The 26,408-nt window shown below is 38.7% G+C and carries 22 protein-coding genes, 1 tRNA gene and 1 pseudogene; 12 read left to right on the top strand and 12 right to left on the bottom strand.

Going from position 1 to position 26,408, the window contains the following annotated elements:
* Positions 1-8 precede the first annotated feature (8 nt).
* The 3 genes from FTU16_RS04650 to FTU16_RS04640 all read right to left on the bottom strand — a co-directional run bounded on the left by FTU16_RS04650 (position 9) and on the right by FTU16_RS04640 (position 4,132).
* Positions 9-965: a metal-dependent hydrolase gene (locus FTU16_RS04650; protein ID WP_180162794.1), complete on the bottom strand. Its 957-nt coding sequence runs from the start codon at positions 963-965 to the stop codon at positions 9-11.
* A 240-nt stretch (positions 966-1,205) separates the two neighbouring features.
* A complete protein-coding gene (locus tag FTU16_RS04645; protein ID WP_180162793.1) occupies positions 1,206-2,642 on the bottom strand; it encodes a VWA domain-containing protein in 1,437 nt (478 codons plus the stop codon).
* Complete coding sequence (locus FTU16_RS04640) at positions 2,630-4,132, bottom strand: AAA family ATPase (RefSeq protein ID WP_180162792.1); 1,503 nt, start codon at positions 4,130-4,132, stop codon at positions 2,630-2,632. The genes FTU16_RS04645 and FTU16_RS04640 overlap by 13 nt, the downstream gene beginning before the upstream one ends.
* A gap of 165 nt (positions 4,133-4,297) precedes the next feature.
* Between FTU16_RS04640 and FTU16_RS04635 the strand changes: the two genes are divergently transcribed.
* Together FTU16_RS04635 and FTU16_RS04630 are read left to right on the top strand one after the other, a co-directional pair.
* The gene (locus tag FTU16_RS04635) at positions 4,298-4,810 is read left to right on the top strand and encodes a hypothetical protein (RefSeq protein ID WP_218955621.1); all 513 of its coding nucleotides are present in this window, start codon (positions 4,298-4,300) and stop codon (positions 4,808-4,810) included.
* A gap of 375 nt (positions 4,811-5,185) precedes the next feature.
* A complete protein-coding gene (locus FTU16_RS04630) occupies positions 5,186-6,811 on the top strand; it encodes an NAD+ synthase (RefSeq protein WP_180113037.1) in 1,626 nt (541 codons plus the stop codon).
* A 267-nt stretch (positions 6,812-7,078) separates the two neighbouring features.
* Here the strand turns inward: FTU16_RS04630 and FTU16_RS04625 are convergent.
* Positions 7,079-7,155: transfer RNA gene (locus FTU16_RS04625), tRNA-Met, on the bottom strand.
* Positions 7,156-7,322: 167 nt separating this feature from the next.
* On the opposite strand from FTU16_RS04625, the gene FTU16_RS04620 reads away from it, so the two are divergent.
* Both FTU16_RS04620 and FTU16_RS04615 read left to right on the top strand, forming a co-directional pair.
* The gene (locus FTU16_RS04620) at positions 7,323-7,739 is read left to right on the top strand and encodes a hypothetical protein (RefSeq protein WP_180162791.1); all 417 of its coding nucleotides are present in this window, start codon (positions 7,323-7,325) and stop codon (positions 7,737-7,739) included.
* Positions 7,740-8,030: 291 nt separating this feature from the next.
* Positions 8,031-8,471, top strand: coding sequence for a universal stress protein (locus FTU16_RS04615; RefSeq protein WP_180102599.1), 441 nt, complete (start codon positions 8,031-8,033; stop codon positions 8,469-8,471).
* 105 nt (positions 8,472-8,576) lie between these two features.
* Here FTU16_RS04615 and FTU16_RS04610 read toward each other — a convergent pair whose 3' ends face one another.
* The 3 genes and pseudogenes from FTU16_RS04610 to FTU16_RS04600 form a co-directional block, all read right to left on the bottom strand.
* Positions 8,577-8,915 carry an MGMT family protein gene (locus FTU16_RS04610; protein WP_180162790.1) on the bottom strand — a complete coding sequence of 113 codons (339 nt, stop codon included), beginning with the start codon at positions 8,913-8,915 and terminating at the stop codon, positions 8,577-8,579.
* A 312-nt stretch (positions 8,916-9,227) separates the two neighbouring features.
* Positions 9,228-9,660 (bottom strand): annotated as a pseudogene (locus tag FTU16_RS16485) (transposase); the annotation flags it as partial.
* Positions 9,661-9,782: 122 nt separating this feature from the next.
* Complete coding sequence (locus tag FTU16_RS04600; RefSeq protein ID WP_078189922.1) at positions 9,783-11,282, bottom strand: sodium:proton antiporter; 1,500 nt, start codon at positions 11,280-11,282, stop codon at positions 9,783-9,785.
* Between the two features lie 219 nt (positions 11,283-11,501).
* On the opposite strand from FTU16_RS04600, the gene FTU16_RS04595 reads away from it, so the two are divergent.
* On the top strand, positions 11,502-12,059 hold the full coding sequence (locus tag FTU16_RS04595) for a hypothetical protein (RefSeq protein WP_168379229.1): 558 nt from the start codon (positions 11,502-11,504) through the stop codon (positions 12,057-12,059).
* Positions 12,060-12,116: 57 nt separating this feature from the next.
* On the opposite strand, the gene FTU16_RS04590 is transcribed toward FTU16_RS04595, so the two are convergent.
* Together FTU16_RS04590 and FTU16_RS04585 are read right to left on the bottom strand one after the other, a co-directional pair.
* Positions 12,117-13,022, bottom strand: coding sequence for a neutral zinc metallopeptidase (locus tag FTU16_RS04590; RefSeq protein ID WP_078189924.1), 906 nt, complete (start codon positions 13,020-13,022; stop codon positions 12,117-12,119).
* 46 nt (positions 13,023-13,068) lie between these two features.
* Positions 13,069-13,995: a DUF808 domain-containing protein gene (locus FTU16_RS04585; RefSeq protein ID WP_168379230.1), complete on the bottom strand. Its 927-nt coding sequence runs from the start codon at positions 13,993-13,995 to the stop codon at positions 13,069-13,071.
* Positions 13,996-14,197: 202 nt separating this feature from the next.
* Here FTU16_RS04585 and trpS point away from each other — a divergent pair, with 202 nt between their 5' ends.
* Positions 14,198-15,211, top strand: a complete 1,014-nt coding sequence (gene trpS / locus FTU16_RS04580; RefSeq protein ID WP_180162789.1) for a tryptophan--tRNA ligase — start codon at positions 14,198-14,200, stop codon at positions 15,209-15,211.
* A 358-nt stretch (positions 15,212-15,569) separates the two neighbouring features.
* Here trpS and lysS read toward each other — a convergent pair whose 3' ends face one another.
* The gene (gene lysS / locus FTU16_RS04575) at positions 15,570-17,096 is read right to left on the bottom strand and encodes a lysine--tRNA ligase (RefSeq protein ID WP_168379233.1); all 1,527 of its coding nucleotides are present in this window, start codon (positions 17,094-17,096) and stop codon (positions 15,570-15,572) included.
* A gap of 461 nt (positions 17,097-17,557) precedes the next feature.
* Between lysS and FTU16_RS04570 the strand changes: the two genes are divergently transcribed.
* Complete coding sequence (locus FTU16_RS04570) at positions 17,558-18,064, top strand: YqiA/YcfP family alpha/beta fold hydrolase (RefSeq protein WP_078189929.1); 507 nt, start codon at positions 17,558-17,560, stop codon at positions 18,062-18,064.
* 90 nt (positions 18,065-18,154) lie between these two features.
* On the opposite strand, the gene FTU16_RS04565 is transcribed toward FTU16_RS04570, so the two are convergent.
* On the bottom strand, positions 18,155-18,700 hold the full coding sequence (locus FTU16_RS04565; RefSeq protein WP_078189930.1) for an adenine phosphoribosyltransferase: 546 nt from the start codon (positions 18,698-18,700) through the stop codon (positions 18,155-18,157).
* A gap of 527 nt (positions 18,701-19,227) precedes the next feature.
* On the opposite strand from FTU16_RS04565, the gene rubA reads away from it, so the two are divergent.
* The 5 genes from rubA to FTU16_RS04540 all read left to right on the top strand — a co-directional run bounded on the left by rubA (position 19,228) and on the right by FTU16_RS04540 (position 24,222).
* Positions 19,228-19,392 (top strand): rubredoxin RubA, encoded by a 165-nt coding sequence (gene rubA, locus FTU16_RS04560; RefSeq protein ID WP_005179369.1) that lies wholly within the window; start codon positions 19,228-19,230, stop codon positions 19,390-19,392.
* Between the two features lie 78 nt (positions 19,393-19,470).
* Positions 19,471-20,649 (top strand): NAD(P)/FAD-dependent oxidoreductase, encoded by a 1,179-nt coding sequence (locus tag FTU16_RS04555; protein WP_180024096.1) that lies wholly within the window; start codon positions 19,471-19,473, stop codon positions 20,647-20,649.
* A 58-nt stretch (positions 20,650-20,707) separates the two neighbouring features.
* Positions 20,708-21,646, top strand: a complete 939-nt coding sequence (locus tag FTU16_RS04550; RefSeq protein WP_218948613.1) for an alpha/beta fold hydrolase — start codon at positions 20,708-20,710, stop codon at positions 21,644-21,646.
* Positions 21,647-21,657: 11 nt separating this feature from the next.
* Positions 21,658-22,563: a LysR family transcriptional regulator OxyR gene (gene oxyR, locus FTU16_RS04545; protein WP_180007453.1), complete on the top strand. Its 906-nt coding sequence runs from the start codon at positions 21,658-21,660 to the stop codon at positions 22,561-22,563.
* Between the two features lie 1,047 nt (positions 22,564-23,610).
* On the top strand, positions 23,611-24,222 hold the full coding sequence (locus tag FTU16_RS04540; protein ID WP_180066510.1) for a response regulator transcription factor: 612 nt from the start codon (positions 23,611-23,613) through the stop codon (positions 24,220-24,222).
* Positions 24,223-24,306: 84 nt separating this feature from the next.
* Here FTU16_RS04540 and ppk1 read toward each other — a convergent pair whose 3' ends face one another.
* Positions 24,307-26,388 (bottom strand): polyphosphate kinase 1, encoded by a 2,082-nt coding sequence (gene ppk1 / locus FTU16_RS04535; RefSeq protein ID WP_180113884.1) that lies wholly within the window; start codon positions 26,386-26,388, stop codon positions 24,307-24,309.
* Positions 26,389-26,408 lie beyond the last annotated feature (20 nt).

Raw genomic sequence — 26,408 nt, 5'->3', positions numbered from 1 at the left:
TTGTCCTTTTATCGTTTTAATGCTGGGGTAAATTCTTTGACAAAATAAGGTGTTAACACACCATCAACAGGGTTCAACAAACGCTTTTTGTAATATTCAAGAAATGCAGAAGTGTCATGGTCATTCGGGTGAAAACTTGGTCTTAAATAGTCAAAAATATGCCCGAGGCTGCTACCATAGACACCATCTTTTAAACCAAAAATCAGTTGGAAACTGCGCGGAACATCCTTCCAATAACTTAGGCTAATCAGGTTCGATGGCTTTCTGTAGAACGGGACAATCGATGCACCAATTGAAATTAAACCCAAAATGGTAATTAATGCAGGGAAAAAACCGGCAATACGTAAAGCATAATTACCAGATAATTCTTGATAAACATCATAGGCAATGTCTTTGTGTTCAGACTCTTCCAACATATGCCACATCCAAATAGCGCGCTGCTTTTCATCAATTGAACTAAAGAAAATTTCTTCATGATTCATCATGTATTCCGCAAGCACTGCGGTGAAATGTTCAATAGCCGCCATTAAGGATAATTTCATTGGCTGCGGCATACGTTCAAAGCCATAGGCAAAGACGTAATGTTCTAACTTTCTAAAAAATTGCACAGGCAGATTTCTTGCGCGATATGCTTCATTCATTTCTTCATGCATACGTGAATGAATGGCCTCTTGCCCAATCAACGACGTGACACGTTGTCTTAATACAGGATCTTGAATAAAGTCGCGATGATATCGAGCAGTATCAATCACTAAATCTTCGCCACGGGTTAAGAAAATAGATAAAGATGCAAAATAGGCACTGGCCAATTCTGCATTCATATAAAATTTTGGATCAATTTTTTCTGGCTCGAAATCAAATTTCATATGACGAATAGGAACAACGGCAGACTGTTTTGTTGGGTCAAAGACAGGGCCTGCAAATACGCGTGCTAAAGTTTTTTTTATCGGTTGAAAAGCGCTCATGATTTTGCTCTCAATTTGGGTGTTTACCGTTCATTGACTTCATGTCGATTAAAGTAAAAACACATAGATTGAGGATCAAATTAAGTGAGATAGATCACTAGACCATTAGCAAAACCGACCTCTAGATTTGCAAAAATGCTCAAATATTTTCTTTGTCAGACAATCTTTAAAACATCAATGCTGTATGGCTCAAAAGCTTGTCATTAAAGGTCATGGCGTATTTTTTGTGAGGGACGATTATTAGATTTTTTGCACTTCGCCAGTCACAGATTGATAGACCCATTGATGATCAAACAGGCTGTCATCTAAATGATCTAGTTTAAAATTACCGATAGCCACAGCATAGAATCCATTGCCCTGCTGCTTAAAATGTGTGATCTCTTGCATGAGTTCTTCAGTCAGTTGACCCATTATAAAGTCGGAAATTACCACCACATCGGCATGTACAAAATTCGGTTGTTTCAACATGTCCACGGCATGATTCATCGCAGGGATAATATCGGTTCCCCCATGAAATGACTGCCCTAAAAAGTGAATGACATCATCCAAAGCGCTGTTACGCTGTAAATTCAGCGCGGTTAAATTGGTCGAGAAATTCACCAAATACATCGCTCGCTTTTCTTTTAGCGCTCGAATAGATAAATACAAACAAATCGCTTTGGAAATCAGTTCAGGTTGCCCATTCATTGAGCCACTGGTATCTAAGCAGACAATCATCGGGCCTTTTTGTCCGACTCGATGCTGCGTATGGCGTGGGTCTTCGATCACCCGTCCCTGTTGCTGACCTTGTCGATTAAAACTCATCAAATTAGATTCTAAATATTTCAAATCAAATAAAACTTGCAAGTCTGGATCGGCTAATAGCGCCAACTCGCTAGGTAAAGCCATACTGAGTTCTTGTGCCAATTTAATTCCAGTAATTTCCTCTTGCGCCATCGGGGTGTGAATAAGCTGCAGTGGTTCTTGTTCTAACTGCGCAGAAATCCGCTTACGTGGCATATTCGGCTGTGCGCTTCCAATCATTTGACATAGACGTTTAAGCGCCCGATCTTGCTCGAGATAATTCGCCCATTGCTCAAAGTTTTGTACATCGTGCTCAGTTAATTGCCCTTTGGAATAGTCTAGAAAAATCCCAGTTTCAAACCCGACACTGTCATGGTGCTTGACCATTTTCGACAATGTCGCAAGAAAATCTTTGATTTCATCTAAAAAGGCATCTCGTTGTAACCTGAGCTGCTCAAACTCCCAATGCGCAATGGCTTCGGTCAATTTACGCTGCCATTTGCCTTTAAATAGCTCTATTTGTAATTGACGCTGCTGCTTGGTCAGCAATGGCTGTTGGCTCTGTTGCCACATTTCAGTGAATTCTGGAATCCCTAAGGTTTGCATGAAGGCGGCATATTCAGTGTGGAATTGAACAAAATCACCCTGCTCCCAATGCTTTAACGCAAGCCAATATTCCAATTGCTGCTGCGCCACTGCATAGGGATGCTGCTGATCTAAACTCGATTTTGCCTGAAAGGCCCATTCCTGAATTTTTTGATCGAGCTTTTTTGCAACTTTATGATCTTCCAACCAATGTTTTAAACTGGATTGTTTTAATTCATCATATAGTTGTGAACTTAATTCATCGAGTGCCGATTGAGTTTGATGTCGTGTCAGTTTTAATTGCGACATAACTGTTCCAAGCGCTCACAATCTTGTAACTGCAACTGATATCTCGCCAATTGCTGCTCAATAGATTGAATTAATTGTTGAATATCCTGTTCAGTGACAAAGACCGATTTAAACTGATGTTTTTGACTGTTAAAGCGTTCCGTCAACAGATCCAATTCTGTTTGAAACAGTGCTTTGAGCTGTTGAACTTCGTGTAACAGCTCATATTGGCTTTGTGCTGAAAGAGAGCTGCGTGGACTACCTTTGGTATGTTTTATATACGGCGTCACCACTTCTTCTAAGCCGTAATAACCACCTTTTAACGTACATACTCTTGAACCATTAAAATTACATACGATGCCACGCACTTCTTCACCCGTATCATCTAAGGCAAAGAAGTCCTTTTTCGTATCCATTTTATCCAGTTCGAGATACAACACTTTATCTTTATAGTGTCGATCTAGATTAGTCACTGCACGCAAGTAGTCAATGCCATGAATTAAATAACTCTCATACACATCATCGGTATAATAAAAATGATTGAGCACCCGCTGTTCAAGTGCATCCTTCTCTGCCACATGCTGTTCGAATTGCAAACCGTAATTTAAGCCATTTTCAGCCAATACTTCATCTATCTGCTGCGATACAAAACCAATGTCTTCAGGCTGATTCCACAAGCAATGTTTTAAAATCAATAGATCACTCAAAATCACCGATGGACGATCATTTAAAAATGCACAGGCTTTGACTAAATAAGCCACACGTTGCCAACGACGGTCAGAGACATAGACCACGTGATCTTCAAAGTTATGATTGAGTCGTGTTTTAAGTTGATCAAATAGATTTAAAATCGATTCGGGTAAATCCACCTGATAAATCTGTTCCCGCCAATCTTGTAACTCTGCTTTTGTTATTTTTAAAGTTGCATCGACTTCAACACTGACTTGACTCGGTTTGGCCTCTAATAGTGCATGGAAGTTTTCTGCAATAGCAATCGGCGGCACTTCTAAACGCAAAATAAAACGATCATACAATGCATCTAGACCTTGATTTGGTTTGGGAATTTCATTCGATGCACTAACCAAAACATTCAATGGAACTTTTTGGACAATGTCACCATTTTTAAAACTCCGCTCATTCACCAAGGTCAGTAAAGTATTTAAAATCGCTGGACTGGCTTTCCAAATTTCATCTAAAAAAGCAAAATCTGCTCGTGGTAAATAATGTTCTGTTTTACGAATATATTGATCTTCTTTTAAGGCTTTGATCGATACCGGTCCAAAAATTTCTTCCGGTGTACTGAAACGATTCATCAAGTATTCAAAATAGTCATGGACCTCAAAAGCAGAGGCGATTCGACGTGAAATCAAACTTTTTGCAGTGCCGGGCAAACCATATAAAAAGGTATTCATACCCGCAACACCAGCCAACAAACTCAAAGCAATAATCTGCTCACGTTCATACATATTTTTGCTGATTTCAGAAATTAAAGTATTGATCCGTGCTTGCATCTGACTATCTGTTTGACCGAAAACTAAATTGTAACGCCCTGACCGATTTTTCGCTGTAGCAGATGCAAAAATATCGCTTTTTAAATACAGCGCAACAGCGTGATATTATATTTTCAGGTTATAGTAAAACTACACATCCCTTAGGAACAATAATCACTTTTCATCATGTTGCCTTTCTTTCCCCCACTCATTCGGCTGCTAAAACTTGAAGGTTTTAAATATCGATCACTCACGGCAGGTGAAATATCCATGTGTCGCAGTGTGTTTGGGGATTTGATTCAATATGAACAAGTGAAAGTGATGAATCACCCTTTTTTGCCTTGGCAATCGGCACATGTGGTCATGGCGCCGCAGGGGTATATTCATGCACGAAATTTACTGTTTAAAGCGGACTATGCCAAAGCGTCTTTAGGATATCGTGCCCTGTTTATTCATGAGATGGCCCATGTTTATCAATACCAGCAGCAGATCAATGTTTTGGGGCGGGGTGCTGTTTTACAGATGGCGTATTTCTTTAGTTTTAAAAAATATAATCCTTACCGCTATACCCTCAAAGCACACAAGGCATTTTTTGACTACAACATTGAGCAACAAGGTGACATTGCACGTGACATCTATTTAAAGCGAATTAAAAATATTATTTTATATCCTGAACTTGTTCATCAAATTGAGCTCTAAAGCGTCCATGCTCTGTAGCGAATATTTTTAGATATAATTAAATACCACCTGATCATTCCATTTCACGCTATTGCTAATCCATTGACGCCATTTTAAGTACAAAAAAACAGCATTAATATTTACTTTATGGCACATAAGCTCAGCTAGGCTTTTAAAAGCTATGAATACCTCTAGTATCTCGCTTAAATTCAGATAAAATAGGCTCACCTTATTTTTTTGCTTTGCATCAAAACAAGTGAATTATCATACGATGATGGTGTTTTGTTTTCGCCTTTCGGCAGTATTTTTCGTATCTAAATACACTCGCTGAATAATCACAATAATACAAATCAGTGTGTTAAGTGTATTCACCTATAGGAATAGGATTTAGTTGGAATGAATAGTTTTAAAATTGCACTTGCTCAGTTCTCTCCGCATATTGGTAACCTAGAATCAAACGCAGCAAAAATGCTTCAACAAGCCAATGTTGCAAAAGAACAGAACGCAGATATTATTGTTTTTCCGGAACTTTCTACAGTTGGTTATCCTGCTGAAGATTTATTATTACGTCCAAGTTTAAATAAACGTACACAGCAAGCTTTTGAACAATTAGCGAGCATTAAGGACATCGTTTTAGTCTTTGGTTTTGTAAATCAAACTGAAGATGGTCAGCGCTATAACTCTGCTGCTGTCATGAAAAATGGTCAAGTTCTCGGGATTTACAATAAACAAAATCTTCCAAACTATAGCGTTTTTGATGAAAAACGTTATTTCAGTGAAGGTCATCAACACCTAGTCTTTGAATATTTAGGTCATAAGTTTGGTGTATTGATTTGCGAAGATGTTTGGGCTTTACCAACTGTTCAACAGCTTGCTCAGTTAAATGTTGAAACCGCTTTGGTGTTGAATGCTTCACCTTATGAAGTTGGTAAACCACAGCATCGCATTGAAACAATGGCTGCATTGACCAAACAATTGAACATCAATTTGGTTTACTGCAACCAAGTCGGCGGTCAAGACGATCTTGTCTTTGATGGCACAAGCTTTGTAATGAACAATTCAGGTGAAGTTGCATTGCAAGCACCGAGTTTTGTTGAAGATCTATATATCGCAGAATACGATGCCGAACAAAAAGCCTTTAAAACAGGTGCAATCACCCCTGTATTAAATACCATGGCTGAAATCTATCAAAGCCTTGTGATCGCAACACGTGACTACGTACAACGTTCAGGCTTCCCAGGTGTGATTTTAGGTCTATCTGGTGGTATTGACTCAGCATTAACTTTAGCGATTGCTGCCGATGCAATTGGTGCCGATAAAGTTCAAGCGGTCATGATGCCATATACTTATACCGCGCAAATCAGTGTTGAAGATGCGGCTGAACAAGCCAAGAATATGGGCGTGACTTTTGGTATTGCCGAAATCAATCCAATTGTGAATGGTTTTATGCAAACCTTGTTCCCATTCTTTGGTGATGCACCGACCGATGCGACTGAAGAAAACTTACAAGCGCGTTCTCGCGGTACATTGTTAATGGCCTTATCGAACAAGTTCGGCAATTTAGTCCTTTCTACAGGTAACAAGTCTGAATTATCTGTTGGCTACTGCACATTGTACGGTGACATGGTCGGTGGCTTTGCGGTTCTTAAAGACGTCTATAAAACGATTGTATTTGAACTAGCAAAATACCGTAACAGCATTTCAGAAACACCAGTGATTCCTGAACGTGTAATTACTCGCCCACCTTCTGCGGAACTTCGTCCAGATCAGAAAGACCAAGACTCATTACCTGAATACGAAGTATTGGATGCCATCTTGTATGCGTATATCGAAGAAGACATGAGCCAAGATGACATCATTACCAAAGGTTTTGATGCTGAAGTTGTGAAAAAAGTGATCCGTTTGGTTGATCTAAACGAATACAAACGTCGCCAAGGCGCGATCGGTCCACGTATCAGCTCACGTGCATTTAGCCGTGAACGTCGCTATCCGATCGTGAATGGTTGGAAACCGGGTATCTAATTACTTGATTCAAATCAAAAAAAGCCCAGTTCTATCACTGGGCTTTTTTATAGGCGCAAAATACGCAGCAGTAAGAATAAAAAATAATTGAGATGTGTATTTCAAAAGTTAGGACATCAATTCATAACATCAAAGATTTGAGTTGTCTTTTATTTCTACATTAACATCGTAAATAGATTATTTTATTAGTGCTGTAATTATTTCAATCTATTTGACTTTTTCTAGGCACAAAAAAAGAGACCAAGCTGAGAGCTTGGTCTATAAAAATGGTGGCTATGACGAGACTTGAACTTGTGACCCCCGCATTATGAGTGCGGTGCTCTAACCAACTGAGCTACATAGCCGTAAACTGTGGTGGCATTATCTAGATTTCACACATTATCGTCAAGCATTTTTGTTTGCAATTGTTCAGAGTTTAAACAAGCAAAGTTCAAGATGTTACTATTTAAGCAAATCATGCTATTTTTAGGCCTAATTACTATATTTTTTGATTAAAAATTAGAGTTTTATCATGCAATTCAATTCGATAAAAAAAACCTGTCTGACCCTCAGCCTTGCTGTCATGACCTTAACGGGCTGCCAAATCGTCTCGCCTATTTTTGTTGACTACAATGGCGTGCGACGTGATGTGGCGACTTGGATTAATAAACAGCCCTTATTAAGCATGCAACAAAAACGCAGCATGGCTCAACTTAGCCGAGCACAGCAGCCTATCATTCGTCTCGACTTCAATGATCAGGAGAAATTAGTCAGTGTTGCTCGCGCCAATGAAGCTGCGATGTATTGTGCCAATCAGCATTTATCAGCACGACAGATTCAACGCCTGCAAAAACAGATCTTCCCTGAAGATGCGTTGCATAAATTAAGCTTGCTTGAGCAACAAGCGTTGCATATTACCCTGACAGAGCAAGAGAAACGGTGTGATTGAAAATATGTCTGCTGTTGGATGAATTATCTAGGCTCAATTTTTCAGCACCAAATTGTCTTACAATCTAGACATAGCTGCTTACATTATTGAGCATTTTTGCTATCGCTAAGCGAGGTGAAAACAAGTCTATATTTTTGCAATATTTTTATTGCGAATTTCACAATATCCTTATGAATTTACTTGGTTTTATTCCAAAATAAAAAAGCGTATGATGAAACTATGATCAATGTAATAGCGCTTTTTTTCAGGTTTTTCCATCCAAATTCAATTGATCAGATAAGGAGAAATAAGATGGCTTTAAATAATATTTTAGTTCCAGTGGACGGTTCAGAAACTTCTTATGCTGCGGTGGCTAAAGCTGTCGAGTTTGCAAAAACTTTTGGCAGTAAAATTACTGTGGTTCAAGTACTGACGCTCGATCCATATATTGCTGCAGAGTATATTTCAGCAGCACAAACCAATGATTTAATTGAACGTGCTCGTGCATCGATTTTAAATACACTTGAAGAAGCAAAAGCGAAATTTTCAACTGAAGGTGTCACTGTTGAAACTCGCTTACTTGAAGGTCAAGTGGTGCATACTGAACTGGTTAAAGCTGCAGAAGAAACACATTCGGACTTGATTATCATTGGTTCACATGGCCGTACAGGGATCAAAAAATTCTTCTTGGGCAGCGTAGCTCAAAGTGTACTGGGTGCTTCAGACATTCCTGTTTTGGTTGTGCGCAAATAAGCCATTAGATTTATAGCTTAAAAAAGCCTTCTGATCCTAGAGGGCTTTTTATTGACTACTTCATCAATAATAAAATTAAAACGCTAAGTTTAAGGCAAGGATTTTTTAAGGTATCCATTGATATTGTTTCAATGAGATGCGTCCATTCACTACAAAGACATTTTCGGCTTCCAGCTTCAACTGCTGGATATTTTCACCTTTTTCATTACAACGCTGCGTGCTGATTTTTCCTTGCGCATTGACCACCCGATGCCATGGGATCGTTGATGTTGCATCTAAATGCTTGAGTACATAGCCAACCAGTCGTGCATGCTTCGGTAAACCCGCTAATTTGGCAATTTGTCCGTAAGTGGCAATCTTCGCCTGCGGTATCAATTGAATGACCGACAAAATTTGCGTTGCCAATTCATCACTCTGCTTCACATGAGCTCCTTTGAGTCGCATCAAAAAAGAGAACCCTAAGGTTCTCTTTGATTAATACTTAATTTTTACAGATTAGTACAGTAATTGGTTGTGATCGATTAGATCTTGTAAAGTCACATCGGTATTTTTCAAAGTGAGTAATTCAACTTTATCGACACATTTGGGCTATGACAACCATTTGTATAAATATCGCCCCTTGGTAGAGAGCGCATTTATGCAATTAAAAACATGGCGAGATATCGTATTTCTTATGCAAAAAGACAGCGTCATTTAAAGCAGAACTTCAAATAAACTTTATCATGATGTGACTAAAAGCTTCATGACGGCACACCTTACACGTCGGACTGTCTTTAAGAATTCATTTCTTCCCAAAGCCACAGTTTTTTGTCTTTTCATGGTTTCGCATTTTTTCTTTGAGGAATGACTAGAGTGCTTATAAATCTGAAATGATATGCCTACAGCATTTTGTGTCATATGCGCCATCGGTATAGCTAGAATTCATTGGCTCACTAGGTGAAATTTATGCAAGTAAGTTTTCTAGTACTTATGAACTGCTGACATTGTTGTCATGAGCTGAATTGTCCATGTTTGCAATGTTTTCAGCATCTATACCAATACGAAGTTTACGCCATTGTCGTCGACCTTCAGACTGATGTTTATTAGGTTTCGATTCACCTTCAGCTAATAACTTCAAACCTATAGAGTCAACAAGTAGATGTAGTCCATCAGAACTTTTTTGATAGCTAATCGCAATATCAATATGTTTTTATCTCCTGCTGAATGACCAGTCATAATTTCCCACATTTTGCTGTTTCATGATGGAACACAGCTAGAAATAAAAAAAGGAAATGCTCAAGCATTTCCTTTTTTTAAATCGAACAAAGCAATTTAGAAGTTTTCGGGATTTTCTAATCGACGAACTTCTTGCACTTTCTCTGGATTATGTACAGCAGCAACACCATCATCCGCTTTGGTATCTATTAATGCTTCTGGGTTATATACCGTGATGGTTTCATTACCATGTATATCTTCGCCCACGATATATTGGAAACCCTTTTTATTCATTTTATGGCACATTCTTTGATACCAACCTTTGAAACCTTTGGTTTCTTCATTCGGGTTGTAATAAAAAGCATTCATCACAGCGGGTAAACCTAGGCCACACACGAGGCCCGACATTAAGACTGCAATAAATGTATATCCAATCAAAATACTGCTGTATTCACTGAGTTCAGGAATATTGGCAACAGCAAGGATTAAGGCCAATGAAATACCGCCACGAACCCCACCCCACGATAAGATGGCAAGGCTACCGTTGTAACTTTTTTTGCGGAAACTTGGGAAGAATGCAAAAGATAAATAGTTTGCTGCAAAGCGCGATGCATGCAAAATGATAAACGCCACCATACCGCCTAAAATCAAGCTGATACTTAAATCTAAGATAAATAATTCAAGACCGATCAGGGTAAATAAGAAGGAATTGATGATCCCTTCCACGGTATGCCAGAAATGATTGACTTCACGAATTTCACGATCTTGAAGGATTTCTTTCCACTTATTCCCAACAATTAAACCACCAATGACGCATGCAATTGGTGCTGATGCATGTGCGAATAAAGCGACTAGATATGAACCACTTGCCAATAAAGCTGTGGTTAAAATCAAGGATTCCATTTCATGTTTACCGCGGAGTAAACGTAAAATCCCTAAGCCAAATGCCCAACCAATGATGACTGCGACAACAATTTCATATAACAGTGTTTCAAGCGTACCAATGACGGTAAAATGTTCACCTTGCAAAACATTGAGTAAGGTCATAAACACGGCAATACACATGGCATCATTAAAGAGCGATTCGCCTTCTAATTTCACCATCAAATGATGTGGCGCACGTACAGAACTTAATACACCTTTAACCCCAATTGGGTCAGTTGCACCTAAAGCCGCACCTAATAATAACAACACCAATAAATCAACATGATGACCAATTAAGAACTGATAACCATATAAAGCAACACCAAAAAACACCGCACAAAGCACCAAGGCAATACTGGCCAAAATACTGATCGGCTTCCAATGTAAACGTAAATCTGAAACTTTAAATTTCAAGGCTGAAGAGGTCAAAATAAAACAAATCACGCCATTAATTAAAAAGTCATAAAAGTCGATATGACGAACGGCTTCTTCAATATTGTGTAAATTAATCGTCACAAATTGATTGCCATTGAGCAAACTTGCACCCCATTGCAAAATAAAGACAAAAATTGCAGAAACAATAGGAACACCTATGGCTTGTGGAAAACCCAAGATACGTTTATTAAAAATGGTGGTTGCAATCGAAAGTGCAAAAATAACGGTAAAAACCTGTAGAAAAAAATAATTTCCCATTTCGTTCCCAATTTTGGTGCTCTGTCGCCTACAGAGTGAGATATAGGTATTTTAAAAATAAATACTAAATTATTTGGTATTTAAAAATAAAATATTCTAACGAATTTTATCTAAATACCGTGTATAAATTCAGTTTTTTTCACATCTTTTATCAAGATCATTTAACATAGCAAGCCTGCATAGATTTTATGCATTCTCATCATCTACATGATTTCTCCTATGCATCAGACTATTAAAACTGTTTTTCGACTCTTTTTTGCGGCTGTGATCTTTATCATTACGGCGGCCCTGATCCTCACTTGCTATAGCAAGACACAGGAAATTTTACGTGCTAAGCACTATTTTAGTCAGGCAAAAACGATCTCACTGGATTCAACGCCCAAAGAACAATTGGTTTTGGTCTCCAATAATGAATCACCCGATCGTGCGATTTTTATCATGCTGGCGAATAATGGTTATCTTGCCAAACTGAATTGTGAAAACTATGCACAAGATATTTGTCTCGATGAATTCAATCAGCAACACACCAGACAAATTCAACACCTCGATTTACTCAAAATTGGACAATTTCAATATATCCAAAATGTGAGTTTCACCAATAGCCGCACTGGTCAAAAACAACAATTACGCTATAGCGATGCCCAATTAAAACAGTTCTATCAAAACGATATTTCAGGCCTTAAATATACTGTTTTTGGCGTAGCTTTATTTGCATTTGCCGCATTGTATGTCAGCTATCGCATTGTTCGAAACTTCAAATCATTTCTCAACAAATAAGCTTCAATCTATTTTTCAATAAAAAAAAGAGGATGTTTGCATCCTCCTTTTTTTGTTTTAAATGGCTTGGTTAAAGGTATCACAGCTATTGATATTGCCTGATTTCAACCCTGTCTGGAACCATTTCATACGTTGTTCACTGGTGCCGTGCGTGAAGCTATCTGGGACAACTTGCCCAGTTGCACTTTTCTGTAAATAGTCATCACCAATCTTATGTGCAGCGTCCATCGCTTCTTCTACATCACCCTGCTCTAAAAATTGGGTACGTTGTTGATTATGATGCGCCCAAATACCCGCAAAGCAGTCTGCTTGTAGTTCTTGCATGACCGAATAACGATTACCTTCAGCTTTAGACGCTTGCGCACGCGCCTGCTGAACTTGCTCAGAAATGCCTAAAATCGTTTGGATATGGTGTCCAACTTCATGGGCAACCACATAGGCTTGCGCAAAATCACCCGCCTGATCTTGACGACTCAATTCAGTTTGATTTTGTTCACCCGTAATGCCCATTTGCGTACGCATATCTTTAAAGAATGCAGTATCAATATAGACCTTTTGATCTGCTGGGCAATAAAACGGCCCCATTGCAGCTTGTGCTGTACCACAACCCGAATTGACCACACCATTAAACATGACCAATTTAGGCGGTTTATACTGGGCATTTAACTGTTCTTGGAAGACTTTATTCCACGTATCTTCCGTATCGGCCAAAACCGTTCCAACAAAATCCATCGCTTCTTGTTGTTCAGGTGTTGGATTATCCAGACCTTTGACTTCAGCCGTTTGACCCTGTGAAGTCACTTGTTTGGTCGCCTGATAAGCTTGCTGCGGATCTACACCAAAAAATTTCCACGCAACAAATGCCACAACCAAACCGAGAATACTGATACCACCCGCTTTTGCACCGCCACCACCGCGACGGTCTTCTACGTTTGAACTAACTCTTCGACCTTTCCAGCGCATAGTGATCTTCCTTATATAAAATAGTTGATATCCGTGCGTTTACAGATTAATCCTTTTGCGACTTTGGCCATACTTTTTGAATTAAAGATACGACGCACAGCACGATTAAACCTGCAATAAAACCTGTCACTAAATTGATTAAAGTCGGTGTTAATGCACCCACAATACTGCCAACTGTAGGAATATGTTCAGCATAATCTACAGAGCCTTCAATAAAATGGTGTAGTAAAGGCACACCATGGGTAATGATGCCACCACCCACTAAAAACATGGCAATCGTACCGACAATGGTCAATGTCTTCATCAACTTAGGTGCAAATGCTAACAAACCTTGTCCAACAGTCTTTTTGAATTGTGATGCTTGTTGCGTGAGATAAAGTCCTAAGTCATCAATTTTGACAATCATCGCGACAAAACCATAAACACCAACGGTCATTATAATTGCAATCACCGAAAGCACCATGACCTTGGTCCCAAATGCCGCAGTTGCAACCGTACCCAATGAAATCACCACAATTTCAGCAGATAAAATAAAATCGGTCCGGATGGCACCTTTGACTTTTTCTTTTTCAAAAGTCACCAAATCCGTTTCAATATGGGTCATCTCTTCACGAGCAACTTCTTCTGTTTTGGCTTTTTTATGATGCAAACTATGCAGGACTTTTTCCACACCCTCATAGCACAAAAACAAACCACCAATCATCAAAAGCGGTGTAATCAGCCAAGGTGCAACCACACTGATCAATAAAGCAGCCGGAACCAAAATTAATTTATTAACAAAAGAACCTTTGGCGACAGACCAAACGACAGGAAGTTCACGATCGGAACGGACACCACTGACTTGTTGTGCATTCAGTGCTAAATCATCTCCAAGGACACCCGCTGTTTTTTTGGCTGCCATCTTACTCATCACAGCAACGTCATCCAACACAGTTGCAATATCATCAAGTAAGATTAATAAGCTACTCGCCATTATTTTTATCCTTTAGGCATTTTTTAATATTCTAATTCTATTTAACGCTAAAATTGTATTTAGTTTTTTAATAATTAATAAAATATTCACCCATTTTTCAATCAATTGTGCTGTGTCAGTAACAATCAAAAATAGAATGCCGTACAATGGGGACATTCTTTGAAAATCAGCCGTAGCTTTGACTACCACTTTGGAACAGATAATGAGTACTCAAGATAATCGTCCAGTGATTTTGACTGGCGACCGTCCGACTGGACAATTACATTTAGGTCATTTTGTAGGTTCTTTACGTTCACGTGTAGGTTTACAAGATTCGCATCATCAACATCTCCTTTTAGCTGATGCTCAAGCCTTAACTGATAATGCCGATAACTTCGAAAAAGTTCGTCGCAATATTATTGAAGTCGCAACCGATTATCTTGCTGTAGGAATTGACCCAACCAAAACCACGATTTGCGTTCAATCATGCTTACCAGCATTGAATGAATTGACCATGTTGTATTTGAACTTTGTGACGGTTTCTCGCTTAGAGCGTAATCCAACCATCAAATCTGAGATTCAAATGCGTGGATTTGAGCGTGATATTCCTGCAGGTTTCTTATGCTATCCAGTAGCTCAAGCTGCCGATATTACAGGGTTTAAAGCATCTGTCGTTCCAGTGGGCGAAGACCAAATTCCAATGATTGAACAAACCAACGAAATTGTTCGTCGTTTAAACCGTCAAATTGGTCGTGACGTACTTCCTGAATGTAAAGCTTTACTCTCTAATGTCGGCCGCTTGCCAGGTTTTGATGGTAAAGCAAAAATGTCTAAATCTTTGGGCAATACTATTGTGCTTGACGCGACTGATAAAGATATCAAGAAAGCTGTTAATGCAATGTATACCGACCCAAATCATTTACGTATTGAAGATCCAGGTCAAGTGGAAGGTAACGTCGTATTTACTTACCTCGATGCATTCGATCCTGATAAAGAAGCTGTTGCGGAATTAAAAGAACACTATCGTCGTGGTGGTCTAGGCGATGGTACTGTGAAAAAGCGTCTTGAAGGTGTGCTAAAAGAGCTGATCGGTCCAATCCGTGAACGCCGTTTAGAATTGCAAAAAGATCCTGACTACATCATGGATATTTTAAAAACCGGTACCGATAAATGCCGTGATATTACCCAACAAACGTTGGATGAGATTAAATCTGGCTTGGGTGTATTCCACTTCTAAATTTAAAAAGTTCTATAAAATTAAGCCTTTCCAATGTGAAAGGCTTTTTTTTACAGGCACTTTTTATGAAGGTATTCACAAAATCTCCTTAGTTTTAACGTTAGGTAACATCACTTAACGTGAACACCAATGAAATGACTGACCGTTCACTCTATTATCTACTTATGTTTTAGGAATACCTAAATTCATAACATTTCTCCTTTACCGAACCTGTGAAAGCAGATTCGTTGTTATACGCAGTGAACACCCCAATCATTGCGTATTTTTTTGTCTGAAAATTGGCTAAGAAGAATTAAATATCCCCTATTGAAACAATAAAAAACCCGCATTAAGCGGGTTTTTTATTTCAAAAACTAAATTAGTTTTTATGACGCATATGAGGGAATAAGATCACTTCACGAATACTTGCAGCATTCGCAAATAACATCACCAAACGGTCAATACCAATCCCCTCACCCGCTGTAGGAGGTAAACCGTATTCCAATGCTTCAATGAAGTCTGCATCGTAATGCATTGCTTCATCGTCACCCGCATCTTTTTCAGCAACTTGGGCTTGGAAACGTTCAGCTTGGTCAATCGGATCATTTAACTCTGAGAAACCATTTGCCAACTCACGACCACCGATGAAGAATTCAAAACGGTCCGTAATATGTGGATTTTCATCATTACGACGTGCCAATGGTGAAGTTTCCGCTGGGTATTCTGTGATGAATGTCGGTTGACGAAGTTCTGTTTCAACAGTTTCTTCAAATACGATGGTTTGAAGTTTGCCTAAACCAAAACCAGGTTTTACTTGCTCTTTCAGTTCATTTTTAACGAAGTTTGCAAGGAACTCACGATCAGATACATTTTCAGCAGTGAACGTTGGGTTGTGTTCAAGAATCGCATCAAACATCGAAATCTTCTTGAATGGACCTTTGAAGCTATACACTTCTTCACCATAAGGCACATCCGTCGAACCCAAGATGTCGATCGCCAATTTTTCAAGCATATTTTCAGTCAAAGCCATCAGGTCTTTGTAGTCTGCATACGCTTGGTAAAATTCAATCATTGTGAATTCTGGGTTATGACGTGTTGATACACCTTCGTTACGGAAGTTACGGTTAATTTCGAACACACGCTCAAAACCACCAACGACCAAACGTTTTAAGTAAAGCTCAGGTGCAATACGTAAGAATAAAGGCATATCCAAAGCGTTGTGATGAGTTTCGAATGGACGCGCAGACGCACCACCCGGAATCACATGCATCATTGGTGTTTCAACTTCCATGAAACGCTCATTGCTCAAATATGAACGAATACCTGACACCACTTTTGCACGAATTTCAAAAGTTTTACGTGTTTCTTCGTTCATGATGAGGTCTAAATAACGCTTACGGTATTTAACTTCAGTATCAGTCAAACCATGGAATTTGTCTGGAAGAGGACGAAGTGATTTAGTTAAAAGCTCAAAATGTTCAATATGAACATACAGGTCACCTTTACCAGAACGACCAATATAACCTTCAATGGCTATAATATCGCCCAAATCGAGTGCTTTAATAGTTGCAAGAACATCAGCATCCAACTCTTTACGTGGTACATAAAGCTGGATACGACCAGTCATATCTTGGATTACGATGAATGAACCGCGGTTCAACATCACACGACCAGCAACTTTTACATAAACCTTTTCGCCTGCTTCAATTTCTTCTTTTGATTTTTCAGCGAATTGATCTTGTAGGTCTTGTGCATAGTGTTCACGCTTAAATGTGTTAGGCCACGGGCTAACACCTGTTTCCTTGGCGTGCTCTTTGATGTGCTCTAACTTGGCATGACGCTGTGCAATTAAATCGTTTTCGGAAATGGCTTGTTCAGAAGTCGATTGAGCGTTATGTTGCGTCATCTCTGTCTCAAATAGTTAAAAAACGGAAGTTGCATAGCATAGCAGATTTCCTTTGAATTGAGCAGTAAGCAATGCGCGCATTTTTTTAATAAGTAGAAATTTATCGAAGTAAGATGTTTTAATCGTTATACCTTCAGGTAGACATAAAACATACCTTGCAAATATGCAGTAGATAAAAATTAAATACTCAAGCTCGAAAACCTACATTTTAACGATATCAAATGAGAACTAAAAGCTTTAAAAAATACTTATAACTATCAACACATTAAAATAAATATTAATAACTTAATTCAACCTTTTAATCTATTTTCTTTAAGACTAAAGTCTTTTAAATGCCTACAAATTAGACCAAAAGCTAAATTCTCTTTTTGACAATTCTCTCTACAATGAAGTCATAAAATTGTTGAAAAATAAAATATTCAACACATCCAAAATGTCTGAAAACAGTGTGTAGAAAAACAATGACTTCCTGCTTATCGAAAATTCTGTTTTTACATGGATTGGATTCTTCCCGTGAATCCACTAAATTCCATGCCATCGATGCAAAACAAAAATTCTGCATTGAAGTGGACTATCGCAACTTAAATTTTCAAACTGTTGCTGACTTTTACCACGAGAGTATTGAAACCATTAAGCCTGATATCATCGTCGGTCATAGTCTCGGGGCATATTGGGCTTTGAAAATGTCGCTGTTTCATCGCATTCCGTGTGTAATTGCCAACCCGAGTCTGCATCCAGACTTTCGCGACGACTACCCTGCAATCAATGAAATGGATTTGGATCACGATATTCCACAAATTGCCTATATCGAACGTGGTGATGAAATCTTGGATATGTATGAAGCAGAACAACAACTCGAAGATTATATGCAAGTTCAAGTGATGGATGGCGGACACCATCGTCTACAATGCCCTGAAAATATCAATGATTTAATCCAACATCTCGAATTAAACTACTTAAAAAAATAAATCATATTAATCATAAGTAGCAACGTCGTTTTTATCAGACATAAAAAAGCCCTGTCATAGACAAGGCTTTTTACATTTTAAAGCTGACGCTTAGGCAGCATCTGCTTCAGGACGTGTTTTATCATCTAAAACCGACCAGATATTTAAACCCAAATCTTTATGCAAGTCAGGCAAATCTAAGAAAATGCTTGCGCCTAAAACTTGGTGTTTACATTTTTCAGCCAATTGTTTCACTGCACGAAGCGTACCGCCCGTCGCCAATACGTCATCCACAATAATTACTTTTTGTGATTCGATTTCAGCTGACATTTCAAGACGATCTAAACCGTATTCAAGGCTATAACCCACACCGACAACTGGTGGTGGTAATTTGCCTGCTTTACGTACCAAGACCAAACCTTTACCCGTACGCTGGGCAAGTAAGCTTGCCAAAACAAAACCACGCGCTTCAACTGCAATAAAGCTATCTACTTCTGCCAATTGCTCAGCTGGAATACTTGCAATTAGGGCATCAGTTAACGATTCGATGTTATTCATAAATAACGGCGTAAGGTCAAAGAAACAAATTCCTGGTTTTGGAAAATCTTGGACAGTACGAATGTTAGACCACAATGCCGCAGCAGTAGAATTACTCATAATAGGAGAAAATAAATTAAGGAAGGAATGTGTGAATTTTAACGCGATTTGAGAGAAAAGAACAGCTAACCCCCTACCAAAATGCATATTTAAGATACAGTAAATTTACATAAGTTATTGATTATTAATGTTATATTTATTTAAAAAATATCAAATATATATTTTCCTGATCATAAAATAAAAGATTTTAGAGTTTTTTTCTGCAAGACTTTAGTCTATGAATATAGAAAAAGCGGTATTTAGAACCCAATTCACGGAAATGAATTCCAATATAGCTTTCAATAGGCATAAATATTGTCAGACAATTTTTCCCAGATCTGGGGTTTTGATGATATTTATTGTCCCTCACTGCCATTCTGCTTTTAATTTCACTCATTAAACTCTTAGCCACTTTACTTTATCGTTAGAACTGCGTAAAAATTTAACATAACAGTCTACTGTATAAGGCTAATTAACCTTAAGGTATAAACTTATACAGTTATGAAGTATTTACTGACTTAATTTTGTGTCAGTTTTTGGAGAATGGAATGAAAAAGTATCAGTGCATCGTTTGTGGATGGATTTATGACGAAGCAGAAGGCTGGCCACAAGACGGTATCGTGGCAGGAACAAAATGGGAAGATATCCCGGATGATTGGACTTGCCCAGACTGTGGCGTCTCAAAAGTAGATTTTGAAATGGTTGAAATCTAATAAATAGAATCTAAGGCCATCATCGTTATGGTCTTTTTTTTGTCTTTAAAAAAATATGAAATGTGTTTGGAGTTGAGTATGCACCCTATTGTCATTATTGGTTCTGGTATGGCGGGATATGCCGTTGCACGTGAATTTCGAAAGTTAAATACTGAACTAGAACTTATTATGATCTGTGCGGATGATGCCATTAACTACGCTAAACCGACATTATCCAATGCGCTCGTTGGTAATAAAACTCCTGAGCAAATCCCTCTAGGGGATGCCGAAAAAATGTCGGCTCAACTCAATATGCAAATCATCAATAAGAGTTGGGTTAAATCCATTGATGCAGCAAAACATGAGCTTACTATTGAAAGCCAAAATGGAACTCAAACACAACTATATTCAAAACTCGTTTTAGCAGTCGGCGCAAATCCAATTCGCTTAGCTATTTCGGGTGATGGCAGTGAAGACATTCACGTCGTCAACAATTTAGATCACTACAAAGCTTTCCGTAAACAGCTTGCAGCACGTGAAGATAAACGTGTGGTGATTTTAGGGGCAGGCTTGATTGGCTGTGAATTTGCCAACGACCTCCAAAATACTGGGGCGAAAGTATCGGTGGTCGATTTAGCTCCGCAACCTTTGGGTCGCCTACTGCCGTCTCATGTTGCAGCTAAATTCCAAAGCAATTTAGAAGAAACGGGTATTCAATTCGTTTTAGGTACGACAGTCGACAAAGTGTCACGTATTGAAAATGGTGACTATCAAGTGAGCCTTGCCAATGGTCAAAGCTTAGTGGCAGATGTTGTGTTGTCTGCGATTGGTCTACAGCCTGAGATTAACTTAGCAAAACAAGCCGGCATTCACACCAGCCGCGGTGTATTAACCAATAAAGGCTTAGAAACCAACTTGGCAGATATCTATGCTGTCGGTGACTGTGCTGAAGTTAATGGTACCCTTCTGCCATACGTGATGCCGATCATGCAACAAGCACGTGCTTTGGCAAAAACCCTCAATGGTGAACATACCGCTGTGCATTATCCAGCCATGCCTGTAGCTGTTAAAACACCTGCTGCACCTTTAACTGTCCTTCCTGCGCCAATTGATGTAGAAACCCAATGGGAAACAGAAGAGCTTGAAGATGGCATGATTGCCCGTGCGATTGATCAAGATGGCGTATTACGTGGATTTGTACTGCTCGGTGCAACTGCTGGGAAGCAACGCTTAACTTTGACTAAGCAGGTTCCGGACTTGATTCCCGCTTCAGTTTAAGGTTTAAATACAAGGACGTCCTGATAATAATAGACGTCCTTTTTAAAGGAAAATAACAATGAATAGTGCCCTTCAGTTTAATATTTCACCTTATGCCTCTTTTATGCATGAAACTCGCGTAGAGTTAGGCAATGGCATTGAACTTCATGTCGAGGTGGGTGGTCATCCTGAAGATCCTGCAATCTTACTGATTATGGGACTCGGCGCACAAATGTTGTATTGGCCCGATTTCTTTTGTAAGTCCCTAATAGACCAAGGTTACCGAGTTATTCGCTTTGATAATCGCGATATTGGTCTGTCGAGTAAAATTCGTAACCCAGGCCCACGTCTTAACACCTTTAAACTGATGGGACGTTTTGCCTTAGGTCTAGAGAATCAAGGTGCGCCTTATGATCTATACGATATGGCAGACGATGTTGCACTGTTAATTGATCGTATGGGACTTGATAAAGTCCATATTTTAGGCGCTTCGATGGGCGGCATGATTGCTCAAATCGTGGCGGCACGCTATCCAGATAAAGTGCACAACTTAAGCTTACTTTTTACCAGTAACATCCACCCCTTACTTCCACCGCCATTTCCAAAGCAATTATTTAGTCTAATTGAAAAACCTGAATCTAACGATGAAGATGGCATTATTAACCATAGCCTGAAAGTTTTTAATATTATAGGCTCTCCAGGCTATATTAATCAGCTTGAAGCGATACAAACTGCACGTAAACTCTATAAACGGAGTTATTACCCAGCGGGTGTACTTCAACAGTTTTTAGCAATATTATGTACAGGTTCCCTGCTGCAGTTGGATAAACAAATTCAGCATAAAACCATTGTGGTTCATGGAGCTCGTGACCGTTTGCTGCCGCCAAGCCATGGTAAGGCCGTTGCAAAGGCTATTTCAGGTGCTAAATTTGAATTAATTGATGGAATGGGGCATGATATCCCACCGCATTTTATTCCATATCTTAGCGGTTTGTTTGCTGATCACTTTAAATCATAAATTAGGACACTATGGCTGCATTACCATCCTTAAGACAGCTGTCATATCTAGTAACACTGTCAGAAACGCTACACTTTACTGAAGCTGCGCGTCGTTCTTTTGTCACCCAGTCTACTTTGTCTGGCGGGATCATGGAACTTGAGCGTTTACTAGGTGGCGTATTGGTAGAACGCGACCGTCAAAACGTGCGTTTAACTCCTCTTGGTGAACAAGTTGTCGGAAGAGCTCGAGTTCTATTGGCAGATGCGCAAGACCTAATGCGTTTAAGTCGTGAAATGAGCGAACCTCTAACGGGTGATTTACATCTAGGGGTCATTCCTACTATTGCGCCATTTTTACTTGCACCATTATTAGAAGAAGTGCATAAGCAACTACCAAAAATTCAATTGCATTTACATGAAGCACAAAGTGAAAAAATTGTTGAGAAACTCGAGCACGGTAATCTAGATATCGTATTACTTGCTCTTCCTTTCGATACACGTAGCTTGAAAGTTGCAGAAGTAAACAAAGAAAAATTGTTCTTGGTGTACAACAAAGCTGACCAAAATGCAGCTCAAGCGAAATCTTTAGACGACCTAGATTTATCTCGTTTAATGTTGCTTGAAGAAGGCCATTGCTTACGTGATCATGCTTTGAGTGCTTGCCCGATTGGTGAACGTAAAAACGACCATCGTTTAAAAGCAAGCTCATTGCCAACTTTGGTTGAAATGGTTTCCGCAGATTTAGGCTTTACCTTATTGCCTGAAATTGCAGTTCATACCAATATGATCAAAGCCAATGAAGATTTGGCTGTGAAAGAAATTGAAGCAAGCCCTACACGCACATTAGCATTGGTGACGCGTAAAAGTACGCCGCTTCAAAGTGAATTTGATGTATTGCTTCAAATCTTGCAGAAAATCACTAACAATCTGCACTAACTAATCAGTGTGAAAATTAAAGAGAGCCCTGTGCTCTCTTTTTTTATTTGGCAGAAGTTAATATTAATTTAAAAACTGATGTTACTCACGTAAAAGTAATTTCGCATTTTTAAATCTATTCGATGGAATCTTACATCTAGGGATTGAATAAAGAGATTAGTTTTCGGCTGGAGGTACTCTTACGAAACGTTGTTTCTTCATTCGGCAAAATGAGAAGTGCGCTTCGTAAGAAAACCATCTTGCAGAGCAATGCTCCTCACCGCAAAACTCGTTCACTAGCGTCTACTTATTCAAAGTATCGCAAAAACATTTTTGATTAGAAGTCATCCTGTCTCAAACACTTGCGGATGGCCTTACGCATATCGGTTTTTATTTAAATCAAATCGCGCTTCTGATGTTACTATATAACATCAGTTAAAAAATGAAATACAGCATCTAGAAAAAAGAAAAGGCTAACCCAAATAGGTAGCCTGATAAGGTAATATATGACTTGATGTATATCTCAATTCATCGCCTCGATAATATCTTCACACTAGCCAGATAAGTAAGAAGATAAATACATCTTATTAAAATATAACCTTCGTTAAAATCACTAGTTTCAGGTATTTTAGATAAAGTAGGCGAATTGAAAATAAGGTCCTATAGAATAAATGTTGACTAAAAATCAATCACATTATTTTAAATATTTACTACGCTTTATATTTAAAATAACTAAGCAATAGATAGAAATAAATTCATATCGGAAACAGTCCAATTTATCCGTTGTCAAAATACGATATTCACATTTCGATTATTTTTTTCAATCCGAATACAAATTTAATTGTTATTTAACCAATAAATCTAAAATTAAAAACAAAAAACCATAAATCTTTTCATTCAAAATAATGAAAAACACCAAAAATATACGCTATTTAAATTCTATTAAATCACAATAACTTAATTATATTTTGATGTATAAATCCCAACTTCTAGGTATATTTTTATGATTCGCATTCGTGCAAATTATGGAAATGCAATTTGATTAAAAATAATAAATGAGCGAAATGTATGATGAGTGAATTTTTATTGCCAGTACCCGTTTTGATCATTGATCATCAATCAATGACTTCAAAAACAGTGCTGTTTAACATCTTAGGAGACCTCGGTTATCCTGAAGACCTCATTACATTTTCAGAAAATTTAGCAGATGCGGAACAACAAATTTTCAATCAATTGCCCAATTTAATCTTTTTAGTGGTCACGCAACAGTCTGATATCTCTTTCATCCATAAAATTAAAAAGATCTATCCTTCGAGTAATCTCATCATTTTAGTCAATGAACAATCTGCTGATTTAACCTTACATGCGATTCAGATCGGTGCAACCGCCTATATGCTGATTCAACAACCGATTGAAGACACTTATAACCAACTGAAAACCATTTTAAGAGGTGGGGCTGCCCTTCATCCTAGTTTTGCTAAATTTTTATTGAGTGAAACTTTTAGTCCGCAAAATGCAGCGCCGAAGCAGCTCAGTCTGAATCCAGCTGAATACCAAATTTTAGATATGGTCAGCCATAGCGCGACTCAAGAGCAGATGGTCCGTGAGTTAAAACTTTCAACGTATCAAATTGATGGTTTTGTTAAAAATATCTACCGAAAAATTAGTAGCTACAGCTAAATTTAGTTCAGATAAATGATTCAAAAAAACTTATAAATTAAAAAAATAAAGGGAGCATTGCTCCCTTTTACTTTTCTAACGCATTTATTTAAATGCTTCTATAAGGACATGCTGTGAATTGTGTGCTTCCTCACCCTCTTGAACATGCGTACGAATCCAACGCCCATCACTTTGGAGCAACCAAGCTTGCTGATTATCTTTTAGATAATTCACTAAACCTAATTGATAAATACGCTTTTTCAAGGCTGGATCTTCAATTGGGAAACAGGCTTCCACGCGATTAAATAAATTACGATCCATCCAGTCTGCACTTGAACAAAAAATACGTGAATCACCATTATTACTGAAATAATACACTCGAGTATGCTCTAAAAAGCGCCCAACAATAGAGCGCACGCGAATATTTTCAGACAGCCCCGGTAAACCTGGACGTAAACAACAAATAGAACGAATAATTAAATCAATCTGCACACCCGCTTGTGAAGCTTCATACAGTTTATTGATCAACTGAACTTCAGTTAATGCATTGACCTTGACAATGATTTGCGCAGGCTTACCTGCTTTTGCATTGGCAATTTCATTATCAATATAATTGATCAGTTGAGTATGTAAGGTAAATGGCGCATGCAGCAGTTTTTTCAACTTCGCCATTTTGCCCATTCCGGTCAGTTCTTGGAAAATACGATGTACATCCTCACAGAGTTCTTTATCTGTGGTTAATAGACCGTAATCCGTGTAGATACGCGCATTTCCCGCGTGATAGTTACCCGTACCTAAATGCACATAACGCACCAATTTATTATTTTCACGGCGAACCACCAAAATCATTTTGGCATGAGTTTTATAGCCCACGATGCCATACACGACAACTGCGCCAGCTTCTTGTAATACATTGGCCACAGCAATGTTTGATTCTTCATCAAATCGTGCTCGAAGCTCAATTACAGCGGTGACTTCTTTACCATTACGTGCTGCTTCCGCTAAAACTTGCACAATCTCCGAATCTGCGCCACTTCGATAAAGCGTTTGTTTAATGGCCAAAACTTGTGGATCACGTGCAGCTTCACGCAGTAAATTAATTACCGGTGCGAATGATTCAAAGGGATGGTGCAGCAAAATATCTTGCTTTTGCATCGCACTAAAAATGTTTTCAGATTTTTTGAGTACTTTCGGAATAACCGGAATATGTGCGTCATAACGTAAATGTGGACGTTTAAAGTTTGACAGTAAACGTGCAAGGTTAACTGGCCCATCTACTTTATAGAGTTGCTCTTCTTCTAAATCAAACTCATCAAGCAAATATTCATAAATATGCTGCGGACAATTTTCTGTCACTTCCAAGCGAACAGCACGACCAAAACGACGTGAATTCAACTCACCTTTCAGGGCTTTAGCCAAATCTTCAACATCTTCATTTAAAGCCAAATCGGCATTACGCGTCACGCGGAATTGGTAGCAACCCGTCGCCGTCATGCCGGGGAACAAATCAGAGACATGTTCATGAATAATTGCCGATAGCATCACATGATGCTCTTTGCCACCTGTTAACTCATCAGGGAGTCGAACGACACGTGGCAGCGAACGCGGTGCAGGTACAACGGCTAAGTCAATCTGACGACCAAAAGCATCCTTCCCTTCTAAAGTCACAATAAAGTTCAACGATTTGTTGACTAAGCGAGGGAATGGATGTGCAGGATCTAAACTAATTGGGGTTAAAACTGGTGCAACTTGTTCTTGGAAATACTTTTTTACCCAAGCCGATTGTGCAGGGGTTAATTCACCACGACGTAAGAAGCAAATGTCTTCTTCACGCAGTTTAGGTAAAATTTCTTGATTTAAAATACGATACTGGCGCTCAATTGCCGCATGCGCTGTCGCAGAAATTTCATCTAATACTTGTTTTGGTGTTAAGCCATCTGGACTGCGGCTTTCATTACCTAAGTCTAGCTGTTCCATCATTCCCGCAACACGAATTTCAAAAAATTCGTCTAAGTTACGTGAAAAGATCAGCAAGAAATTCATGCGTTCAAGTAATGGATGTATCGGATCAACCGCTTGTTCGAGCACACGCAGATGAAAGTCGAGAATCGATAACTCTCGATTAATATAACGATCATTATAAGTATATTCAGTAGGTACTTGCGCGACTTCAGCTGCGGTATTCATTTCAAACCCATATTAAAAAA

This window comes from Acinetobacter sp. YH12069, assembly GCF_013419675.1.
Lineage (GTDB): Bacteria > Pseudomonadota > Gammaproteobacteria > Pseudomonadales > Moraxellaceae > Acinetobacter > Acinetobacter amyesii.
Note: the sequence above shows the minus strand (reverse complement) of the source record. Positions and strands in the feature narration are given on the sequence as shown.